Raw genomic sequence first — 11,384 nt, forward strand, 5'->3', positions numbered from 1 at the left:
TCAATTCCTCCCAAAATGATTGCTGCTTTTGAAGCAAACGCAACACTTCTTGGCGTGTTGTTTCGATAAATTAATCGTGCATCTCAAACTCCCCCTCAGACTCTGTGTCAGGAGCGAAGAGAGGCTCCCGTACAATTCCAGAGAACCTCTTTTCAGTTTCCTTACCGGTCATGCCGCTCTAAATACTCGTGCAAGGCACGAATAATACCGGAACTGCCTTTGCCCTCTGGATAAATCGGTTGCCTGCCTCTGGTCGAATAACGATCTGCAAGTGAGACTGTCGCAGCGTGTTTGGCACTCTGCCACGAGATGATCAACAGGTCCGATGCATCTGCCAATGTCTCCAGAGAAGCCGTGTTGACCTTCGAATGGTCGACAATAAATTTTGAGTCAGGCGCGTGGGACTGGATCATAGATTCCACCTTACGGGCGACTTGACGGGTTAACGTATACAGCCCGACAGTCCGTCCGGAAAGCTTGGCCCAAATAGACACTTCCCGTTTCAAGTCTATTCTGTCAAGGTCAAATTCCTGAACCAGTGCCGGCCACGCGGCCTCCATCCCAAAATCCTGATACAGTAGTTTTAACAACTCCCACTGCGTGTAAGATACATGCCGCTTGTATTGCCGAAACTTCTCGGTAATGAGTTGCAGATACTCTACGCGAAGTTCACGTCTCGGGCACTGGTTGAGAAAAATCATTTCCAGATATTCCATTGCCCAGTTGAGATGCGGGAAATCACCGTAATCCGTAAACATGTCGACGGCGGCGTACAACACTGTTTCGTATACCGAATCGCTGATGTTTGTTTTTAAAAGCCCCTCCGTCAACTCGTAGAGCAGATAGAAATCATTGACATGCCCATTAGTGCTGAGTATGATCCACTCAATCAGCTTCAAATACACGGGCTGAAGTCGTTCATTCGGCCAGCGGGGATCCCGTTTTAGCAGCTCAAGCGCATGCGGCACGGCTGAAAATACCAGGTCTTGCGTCTCCTTCTTGTTGAAACAACGATCCATACCGTCAATGAAACGCTGCATATGATCGGCCGAATTAAGCAGTTCTCCCTCAGGCCAATCGGCAGGGTTGAGATACACCAAATCAAAAAACTTCACCTGTTGCTGGTTTTCCACACGCTCCAGCCAGTCAAGCCAGCCAGAAGGAGGCGCTTCTTCCTCCGTATCATTCGCCGGAAAAATTTGCTCAAGGAGGCTCTGCAGAGTCTTCGAAGATTTCAGTTGTTGATGTTCCTCTACCGACAATTGCCCCATCATCTCTGACACATATTCGCGCGCTTCAGTCGTGCGTAGCTTAAAGGCAATCTGAATGCCATACTGAACCGCCTCCAGATTGCACCGCGTCGGTTTCAACCATCGCAGTGCCGATTCATAGGAACCGATGCTGAAGTCTGCCTGCGCTTTCTCCATTTCGGTCATATGATGAGGGGGCAACTCTTGAGGCAGAAATTGAGACACTGCTTCAAGGAACTGCCTGTCTTTGGCATCAAGACTGGGGGTCGCAAGTATTTCGTTGCACAAAAGCAACTGAACAGGCTGTACTGCCACCGCGCGCAGCATGAAACTTTTCAGCGCTTCAGGGCTTTGCATTTGCCCGCGATGCGTGTAAAGGGCACCAAATTGCGGCCAAACTTCATCACGAAACACATCCAGAACTTTTGCGGGCTGATGCTCCCACTTGGCCAAGAAATGATGGTACACCGCTTGAATCAACGATTCTGTCACACGCTGCGGACGTTTGAGCGCCAACAATGTACCCATCTGACGGAGTTGCACCACTTCATCCCACTTTTCCATTCCGGTCAACATATGAACCCGCAAAAACAGGAGATTGTCCGCGTTTACGTAGTGGCGGGCTTTCAATTCGTTCAGCAACTCTTCTGCCGACGAGCGCTGTCCCACTTGCACCGCCACATAGAAGTCCCGTAACAACCGCCCTACCGTTTTCGAGACATCCACTTTCTGGGAGGATTTTCCCTTTCTCCAGAGTTGACCCATCAAGACCACAGTGGCAGTTATTTCCGCCGAGTTCCCATGAAACCGATAGTATCGTCCTTCTGTCAGCCCATTGACCATCTGATCAAAAGCAAGTGAGGGGTTAGGAACTGCACGCCGTCCTTGAAAATCGGAATATGAAACTCCTATGAAACTCTGCAATTGCTCTCCCAGCCATTGCATGTCCTCCTCAGAAAAAGCGACTCCGTACCAATAGACCCTGTTACCGTCGAGCGGTTTAAAGGGCAGTATTGTAGGTTGCGGCGGATCTTGGGCAATCCGGCTCGTGAAGTACATCAACTCATTTTGTTCAAGCCTTTTCAACGTGATACCGTTAAAAGCCGGATCGTAAAAACGGGAGAACCAATCTTTCCGGGGGTTGCTCATCGGATGCTTCCCCCCCATTTCGTTTCGAGATGGTTGCGGTTGGTCGCCACTTCAGCAGCATCTGTAGTAAAATGAATCTTCTCTTCGTTTATCGTGATTCCCGAGTACGTAAAGTTCATGGAGCCGCTCAGAAAATATCCATCTCCAAGCAGCCCTTTCACATGCAGCAATGCGCTTGTTTTCATCATCAGCCTTGGATCATTGTCGCCAAAACGCCCGCGCATCGACGCTAAAAAGGGGCGCGTGTAAACATTATCTCTGGATATGATGTGAACATGTGTATTGTTTTCCACCATGCGCGAAATAACTTCGGACAATCTGAGTTTACGATGCGGCCAGTGTGGTTCAAAGGTGAAAAACTGACCGCCCCGATTGTCCAGAATGTCGATGTCATAGATCCACGGTGAGACGAGCCAGAGTGACCGGCTCGGCCGTACCAACTCTGCGGTAAACAAGGACTGCAGCAGTTCACCTGCTTCTCGTGTTGAGTTATGGGTGTAAATGATGCGGGGCTGATATTCACTCATTGAATCGCCTCCCGTAAATCAAGCGCCACAAGGTAATGATCGCCTTCCCGCTGCAAACCTTCGACTCGCGGATAGAGGTGCAGGTACTCGATCTCAATCGGATTGACCAATAATTGAAGGATCGCATGACGCAACTCTTCATGTTGGGACAATAACGCGCGCAATCGTACAGTCCCGCAGTTGAGCAGCGCATCCCCGATTTTCTTCATACGGTCCGGGTCAGAGAGATCGACCGTCACCCCTCCGGAGACATCTCGCAACAGAAGCATTCGCTCCGCTTGAATATCTTCCACATATGGATTATACGAACTGAGGTTCTTTGAGCGGATTGAGTTTCCTCTCGCCCAGATCAAGCTGTAGATCAACTGATAGCGCCAATTTTCATCGTCAACCAGATTGGAATCGATGTGTGCGAGGGCTGCCTGAAAACGGTCATAGATTTGCGAACTTGCACTGGCAACGTACGCAAATACGCGCGCATCCAGTTCTACGCCAAGCCGGGCTTCTTCCGCGTTCCATGTTTCAATCAGGTCATACAAAAGTTGGTCGGATTGCCTGGAGCTTGCCGGTTTGAGAATTCGATTGAAAATCGAACTCATCACCGTATGAGTGGTAAGCGTTCCCCTGTCTTGCAGATTATTTTGCAAGGTCTGCAAAGCAAGTTCCTGCTCTCGATAGTTCTCCGCCAACCGCACTTCTTCGAGAAGGTTTGCCGTTTCTTGATCGTGAATTGCAAGATGCAGCGTACGAGACAATTCAGTGTCTGCCAATTCAAAATCTGAGGGGCCAAGTGCGCTTTCAACCAATCGAAAAAAACGGCGCGGATCTTCTTGATACCCGCGAATCACCTCTTCGATTACGCCCCCGCCACCTGAAGTATTTTCAGTAATCCAGATGTCATGCCGTTCATTAGGGTTCTCCGCTCCTCCTAGCGGCGAACTCCCCCCACTTATATCTAATCGCAAATCCTCGCTGCCAAATTCGGAAGCGAGTTCTTTGCAGGCTTGAAGTACTGCGCCCCCCAATGTAGCCAGCCATCGCTGCTCAGCCCACTCTTGCCAACGATGGTCTGGACGATCCCATAAAACGGTCGCCAGTTCATGCAGCACCACAAAGACAACATCATGTTCCAGTACCTTCTTCATCCTTTGATGCGACCGAGAAAGCAGCTCATCATCCGCCTCATCCAAATCGTCATCCCGCTCCCCATCTGCCGCTTCATCGAGCCGAACAGATCGAAGCACGACCGCGAAGACCTTATCGAGTCCACCTCTCCAATTCGCCGTATTCCATTTGGAATTGGCTTCTACCAACGAGCATTGATCTTTGCTTGCCGTTGCGATCAACCCGTCCAGATAAGCTTCACTAAGCAAGTCACGCGCAAAGATATCCGTTACCTTAGACAGCCGTTCATCTTGCCGCACCAAGTGGCGAAATAGCGCTGTGCGATAAGAACGAACCGTGGCTTCGTCGTGTTCTCCCGGGAGCAGCAATGGCTTGTTCGGCAGTTGGTACTGAATCCGGATTGCATCAACTTCTTGCGAAAACCCAAGCGCCACAGGCTGCTCTTCGCTAGAATAGCGAATGCGAGAAATCACCTCTTTCCCGTCTTTCATTCGAATCGTAGCGTCCGACCCCAAAGCAAAGCGGCGGACGGTCACCGGGGATTGATCGGTGTGCGTATAAAACTGAATCCCTTGCACATATTTCAACCACGGCGATCCTGCGGGAAGTTCTGCAGATAGACCCGATGCAACGTCAGGTCCTTGCCGGAGCAAAACGGCTGGAAAAATTTGCGTTTTCCAGATCAGAAACGCATTGGAAGTTGTTTTGACTTCTCGTGGCACCAGAGCAGGCTTGATCAATAATGGACGAAGGGCACGAACCGATACTGTTCGACCGTCCGTTTCATATTGGTACTCCCCCAGTTCTTCTGTTTCTGGATAGAATTCCTGCATCTCCAGATACTGTGCCTCTTCTGTGTTCTCAAAGGAAGGCGGTTGAACCCAATGGCTTACTCCACTGCGGTGGATGCCGAACCGCCGAGTAGCGCGTCCCGGCGCGAACGATTTCAACGCAGGCAGAATCTGCATGTCATGCCTTTCCCCTCCACTTTTCCGTTTTGAATCTAATGGCAATTCGATCAAGACTTCTGGCAAGCTCAAATCGCTAAACAACGTCGACGGGATAAACTCCGGAAGCGGAGAGTCTGACACCCATAATTCCATGCTTTGATCGTATCGTTTCCAACCTTTGCGCAGACGGCGCAGCATCGTCGGCAACACATGAAGCATGAGAGAACGCGGCGACTCCCAAAACAGCGCGTCCGCCTGTTCATCCGAGATATTCAAGGCTGCACGAAGATGCGTTTTAAACTCCTCACGCGAATGAGGCCGGTCCAACAAACTTGCCACTGTATCCGCGATTAACTTCTGTACTTTCTCCGCCCAATCTCGGACATTCGAATCAGTCGCCCCTGAAGCCGGTTGGGACAGATTGAACCAGACATTTGAATTATTGACCTCAATCACTTCGGACAAATAGTCCATCAAGCAGTAAACAGCCTGCATGCGCAAAACATAGCGATTATGGATCGGGAGATCGCGCCGCTGCAGTTTCGGATCAAAAATCGCCTCGTAGAATTGGTACGATGTTCGGTCTCTGCCATAGTCGGACAGCACCGTGATCGTCCAGGGCCGCATGCTCCGCTTACGTCCTGCCCGACCTTTTCGCTGTAGGAAAGACGCCATATCCAAAGGAGCTTTATGCTGAATCACCGCCCCGACAAATGGATCGTTATACCCGACCTCCAACGAAGCCGTAGCAACAATAACATCGGCATTGGGATTCACGCCTTTGTCCTGTGAACTGGTGCGTCCAATGTCGAGTTTGTGAGATAAATCGTGCCCGATTTCCAATGGAAAGTCCCAGAGTTGCCCTTCCTGTGCCCGTTCAGACTCCTCGTGTGGCATGGCATGCTTGTTTCGGTCACGCAAACGCGCCAAAGTGTCCTTTTTGCGTCTCGAGTCTTGTCCTTCGGCATCCTTTAAATCATCATACAGCCGATTCGTAACGTCTAAGTCGTCCGTAAATACAAAAACGCGTTTGCCGTTCCAGCCATTCGACGGATTCTCCCAATCCACATCGAGCATCCGGCGCATCAGCATGATCGTCTGGATGGTGGTGGAGAGCAGCGATGCGTTTGACGTCGGGTCCCCGCGCAAGATCAATTGATACTCGCGCCCTTCCTGAATCAGCGGATCATCATGCATATCGACTGCAGTCACCTGTTCCAACCCGAGACCCGTCAATTGAGCAAAGAACTGAACGGGCTCCTCCAGGGTTGCCGACAAGCCTGTGAAGTGTACCGGCTTGGTGACCGCATTGTGCCAACGGCGGATCAGCAAGGCAACCTGCGCGCCGTGCACACCCGTGTACGTATGCACCTCGTCGAGCAGCATGAAACGAACCGGGTGTTCCGCGCCAATGCCGATCACACGGTGATACTGTTTGTTGCTCATCAAGCGATTCAGCATCTCGGTGGTGGTAAACAGTACATCAGGCTGATTGTCTCTCATCCGCTCTCGCGTCAGCACGATTTCATCCGATTCAATCCTCTTGGCGCATTTTCTTTGGGTACAGGATAAAGCTTCATATCCCCTCACAGCATCCTGCTTTATCCACACCATCTCCGACCCGCAATCCGGGCAGATGAAATAAGGGCAGAGGTATCCCTGATATTGCTGCTCATCCTTCCATTTTATCTGTTTATGGTTTTTCGGAGTGTCCCCATAGAAAGCTCCAATCAGCAATTTGCGTCCGGAAGTCTCTTTCAATCGTGCATCCAGTTTCCGCGCCTCTTCGTAGGTCTCCATAAACTGATCCTTTAAGAGTTCACTCCGCGGATAAAGCGCAATCGCCTTTGTATAGGGCTTGGGCTGTTGCTCAATCTGATCAGCAATAGAGGTTAAAGCCGGGAGATAGAAGGACAAAGTTTTGCCTGTACCTGTGCTGGCCAAAACGATCATCCCTTGGCTTTTACGTTCTCGAATACTGGAAAACATCCGCATGGCCGCACGAACTTGAAACGGCGACAACAAAAACGGCTTGTCCGGTTCACCACGGGAAAGCAAGGTGGCAAGGATCTCGAGTTGTTCAGAGGCAAGACCCGAACGTTTCGCTTGTTCAATCACAGTCTCCGTTGTGATGTTTCGCTCCGGGTACCGGCGTTTCCGAATCCCAAAGCGAAAGTCAGAGACAAGTGTAGGCGCCACATTCCAGTCCTTTTCATCAAAACGCTGTCTCAGGCGGGCAAGCAGACGGACGGTTTCCGCCATCCTCGTCCGCCAGATGGTACGTCCGCCCATGTTTAATTCCAACAGCATCTTCTGGTTCGAAAGCGTATCGATAAGTTCCTCAACCGAATGCGGGCATTCCGATTGCTCTTGCAAAGATAGCCACTCATACGCTTTATCATGAACGTCCGGTTCCGTAAACCCACCGTCTACATATCCCCAAGACAGAAACTTCGCTTCTTCTTCCTCTAAGAAACTGAGCAGATTCCCTGCGTATTCCTGAAGCGTCATTACGATTACACCGTCCCTCCTGTGGAAATCCGGATGCTGAGTTGAGATTGGACATTATTTTTACTCAACCATTCCTTTACAACATCGGTGTAACTGTCGAGGCTCGCCCCACTGCCTGTACCGGCTGCTTTCAGAAAATCCAGAACTTCATCCGGCACACTGTCGGAGGATAGTTTCACCCACGCCTCATTCATCCGCGAGAGATGCCTCTCGAACAACTCCAAGTCTGTCTTGGTTCTTGGCATAGTCTGCGAAAGAGGCGTCAATTGGTTCTTGCAGGTTCGAATTGTCTGCACTTCCTGCTGGAACGACTTCACATTTTCCATCGCTGACAAAAACGAATCTGATATTTGGGGAACTTTCTGTTTCGTATACGACCCCCATGCATCCTTTATACAATCATCAAACGATCTCACGAAGCTTTTTACCCCGAAGCCGACCGTGTTCATCGTGTCGGTATCAATGATCGAAGCGTTGTTTGCGGCAAATCCCTCCTGCAGACGCTGCAGCAGTGACTGGAGTTTTTTTACTTCTCGATTGGAAATCTCAATTGAGATTCCGTGCTGTTGGAACATCGCCAGCGTCTTCGTGCGGGTTAGCAATTGATTTTTCCAAGAGGTCATCGTATCCAGACGGGTCTTATACCTTTCCGCGTCTGCGCGTTCTTGTTCCGCATCTTTCAATTGCTGAGTCAATACGACGATGCAGCGTGACTTCTCCTTCAGTGCATTGGCGGCGCTGCTCATTCTGCGACCTCCTCATCCATCCCTTTTACCAAGCGAAGCAATTCTTCAAACGTGTTGGCAATCTCTTGCTTTAGAACTGCTGCTGAACGGAATTCACCTGGAGGCTTTACAAAGCCGATTGTTTGTTTAATCTTATCGATCGATTCATTCAATAACTTGTCGGCCGACTTTACGAAGATCTCCACTTCTCCCATTTCCCGAACAGGAAGCGAGGCTAAGGCATCCAACCGATCAAACACTGAGAGGTCTCGCTCCAAGCCTGCTGCCGTTTGCAGCCAGAATTCAAGTATAGAAATCTCTGTGAAAGATTCAGCCTGCTTTTGCAATGTCTCCATGCCGGTGACGGCCATGCCTTCACCTTCCGCTTTGGTAATGGCTTCGATCACATCGCGGCTGGTACCTGCCAAATCGGGTTGTTCGCCTGCAATCGCAACCATTTCCTTATGCCAGGCAAGCTTATGCCGGCTCTCCGCATCAATTGCAGGATGCAGTGTCGCATAAAGCGATTGATACATCGTATCCAACTTTTTGAATGCTTGGATCGAAGGGGATTTGTTGATACCATGATGCAAAAAGCCTTTTTCACGAAGCGTATCCAACACGGCAATCACTTGGGTGACATCCAAAAACTTATAATTCAACTTGCCGCCTTTGTTACTGGCCGTATGAACCGCCAGCAGATGAACGGCTTCTGCCTGAAGGTCCCGCAACGAGTTGTACAGGTCATTCCATTGTTGGGAGCGGTACTGAGAGGATTGAGGCATCGGCATAAATAGACTGTTGACCTGACCGACAAGGTCCGCACCCGCCGGAAATTCGCCGGACATTTTCGCTCCCAGCGCCAGCACTTCAACAGCACGCGAAACCGGGTCGTACTTCTTTCCATCTGCAAGCTTTAATGTTTGGCACTGGCTCAGGACTTCGGCGCTCCACATCTCCAGATAACGGGATACATACCGCAGATACTCCAGACCATTTGAGAATCTCCAATGCTTGTAATGTTCAAAATAGACAAGCCCCTGCAGAGCGAGCACAGTTTCACGCTCTTGTTCTTGCTGCATCGGCAGTCGGAGTTGTATCGTTCTCGAGCGCGTTTCCGTGGTTTGTCCGATAAACGAGATGCTTGTTTTCAGCCAGTGGGCAGCACGAACCCATGAGCCTTGCAGCATCGCACCGTCCCAGTCAATTCGGAAATTGATCATCGGATACAGCAAGTCGCGGAGATCTTGTGTAACACTTTGCGGAAGAGCCATGCCCTTCTCCCAATCATTTAAAGCATCGATTCGCATTTGAACTTTTGGCGGAAGTTTTTCTTCATTCGTTGTTGTTGCAACTGAACCTGAAGGCTTCGCTTCGTTCTTCACCGCTTCCCCCGCGGGTTCGCCATCCAACGGCTTTACGGCAATTGAATCCTTCTCCGGCAAGGAGGCAGGCTCATCCGTAATCTTTTCGAACGGTTGTTTCCTGAGCACTGGCAATTGGAATGCTTCATGGATCACCGGATGCAGATCGATCAGCATCTCCGTGTCGCTCCACAATTCCAGCATGACTTCACGCCGATCCGCATGCGTCCGGTCTTGCCGAACCAGTTCATTGATTACGCGAGGCACCAGACGCTTGCGTTCTCTTCCCCCCATCGTTGTCAACAGCGCCGGCGGCGGGAAGTTGCCTTGTTCGATGTGCTGACCGTAGTTTTTCAGCGTTTGTTTTAACACATCTTTGATCATCAGACGCGGATTGAACCGGCTTTTGTTGCTGTCCGGCAAACGCTCATACATCGTCCGAATGGCTACCTGGTTAAACGGATATAGTCCAATGCCGTTCACGGCGCCAAATGCGCCATGGCATTGTTCCGCCAATTTGCATCCGCTGCATGCGGAGGGCATTTCCCGTACGCTTCCCTCTGCAATCTGCTCAGCATGCCAGGTTTTGATGGTCGATTCCGGGACACGCAAGGCGTTTAAGTAGCGAGAGACAAACTTTTCAATCTCCCGGGCGGAAATTAATTGTTCGTCCTCTAAGATGTCCAAGTCTACCCGAAACTCAATTCGGCGCTGTACCGTCGGCGGAAGCGTACCAAAATAACCAGTCGTACAGGCCATCGCCACGCGCAGGTTGCAGAGCAGACGGTCACCGTCGCCGCGGGGCTTAGTAAGCAAGGCATCGAGCAATTGGAAATCGATCCCCTGCAGGACAGCGAAATCCTCGATCAGCAATACCAGTTCGATCTCTAAACGCGCCAGTTCCTCCCGTACATCCTTCATCAGTTCCATCAGATCAGATCCGTTAAAACTGAGCATTTGAGCGATCGCATGATCCAAATTCTTGTTGATCCACTCAATCGCTTCATCTCTTGCAGCCTCATCGTCCAAAAGAAAGGTGAAAATATCTTGTGCCGCTGCGCTGGCCTTCTCAATGTGCGAAGCCCGCATCGGCAAATCTTCCACCTTAAATGTCCGCCGTTCCTCGCGTCGTTCCGCATCTTGTGAATCACCGGCGATATGGTCGGTCAAGCGATCGATGATTCCTCCGTCTTCCAGAAAAATCAAACGAAAATGCGGGTCGCGAAAAAGAGCGGGCAGCTGTTCCGCAAAGTACTTCTCCATCGGCTTCAAATCTTGCATGCGGTGTTGCCCATTTTCGCTGATGGAAAAAGCGATGTGATCGATCAACATCTCGCGTGCCTGTTTCATCGTGAAAGCAGCCGACGAATGTTTCAGCTTTTCGCGATATTGATCAAACTTTGGCCCCTCCATCCCCTGCAGGATCAACTCGATCACCCGCTTCAGACTGGAGCCTTTTGGCACTAACAGCACACGGCGTTGCGGCGTTTCGGGAACCTGCGCGTGCACCCAGCGAATCAGATGCGACTTGCCTACACCCGATTCTCCTAAAATCGCAACAAATATATAATCCTCCTGCCCCAAAAACTCCTGCAGAAACTGGTTCTCTTCGAAAACAGTCCCGGTTCCCTGCTGCGTGGAAGTTGCCATCTGACGATACATTTTGACCGGGTGGTGCGTCGCGGAAAATAGATGGTCAAATACCTGCAGCGCATCGGTGTCCAAGATACGGTCCAGCATTTTTTGGTTCCAGCAGACCTTTCCTTTCATACTGAGAGCCATC

At 50.5% G+C, this 11,384-nt stretch carries 5 protein-coding genes; all 5 read right to left on the minus strand.

The window, feature by feature from the left end; translation table 11 throughout:
* Positions 1-161: 161 nt before the first annotated feature.
* Genes dpdD through dpdH form a run of 5 tightly spaced genes read right to left on the minus strand, consistent with a single transcriptional unit; the run spans position 162 to position 11,383 of the window.
* Positions 162-2,399: a protein DpdD gene (gene dpdD, locus EV586_RS14700; RefSeq protein WP_132945871.1), complete on the minus strand. Its 2,238-nt coding sequence runs from the start codon at positions 2,397-2,399 to the stop codon at positions 162-164.
* Positions 2,396-2,926, minus strand: coding sequence for a phospholipase D-like domain-containing protein DpdK (gene dpdK, locus EV586_RS14705; RefSeq protein WP_132945872.1), 531 nt, complete (start codon positions 2,924-2,926; stop codon positions 2,396-2,398). Before dpdK ends, dpdD begins: the two co-directional genes overlap by 4 nt.
* On the minus strand, positions 2,923-7,512 hold the full coding sequence (dpdJ, locus tag EV586_RS14710) for a protein DpdJ (RefSeq protein ID WP_132945873.1): 4,590 nt from the start codon (positions 7,510-7,512) through the stop codon (positions 2,923-2,925). The genes dpdK and dpdJ overlap by 4 nt, the downstream gene beginning before the upstream one ends.
* 5 nt (positions 7,513-7,517) lie before the next feature.
* The gene (locus EV586_RS14715; protein ID WP_132945874.1) at positions 7,518-8,258 is read right to left on the minus strand and encodes a hypothetical protein; all 741 of its coding nucleotides are present in this window, start codon (positions 8,256-8,258) and stop codon (positions 7,518-7,520) included.
* Positions 8,255-11,383 (minus strand): protein DpdH, encoded by a 3,129-nt coding sequence (gene dpdH, locus EV586_RS14720; RefSeq protein WP_132945875.1) that lies wholly within the window; start codon positions 11,381-11,383, stop codon positions 8,255-8,257. The genes EV586_RS14715 and dpdH overlap by 4 nt, the downstream gene beginning before the upstream one ends.
* Between the last annotated feature and the right edge of the window lies 1 nt (position 11,384).

The organism is Tumebacillus sp. BK434 (assembly GCF_004340785.1).
Classification (GTDB): Bacteria; Bacillota; Bacilli; order Tumebacillales; family Tumebacillaceae; genus Tumebacillus_A.

Bases quoted from the DNA above. Each gene is read 5' to 3' on its own strand.
- dpdH (WP_132945875.1), bottom strand. From the start codon at position 11,383: ATGGCTCTCAGTATGAAAGGAAAGGTCTGCTGGAACCAAAAAATGCTG.
- dpdD (WP_132945871.1), bottom strand. From the start codon at position 2,399: ATGAGCAACCCCCGGAAAGATTGGTTCTCCCGTTTTTACGATCCGGCT.
- dpdK (WP_132945872.1), bottom strand. From the start codon at position 2,926: ATGAGTGAATATCAGCCCCGCATCATTTACACCCATAACTCAACACGA.
- EV586_RS14715 (WP_132945874.1), bottom strand. From the start codon at position 8,258: ATGAGCAGCGCCGCCAATGCACTGAAGGAGAAGTCACGCTGCATCGTC.
- dpdJ (WP_132945873.1), bottom strand. From the start codon at position 7,512: ATGACGCTTCAGGAATACGCAGGGAATCTGCTCAGTTTCTTAGAGGAA.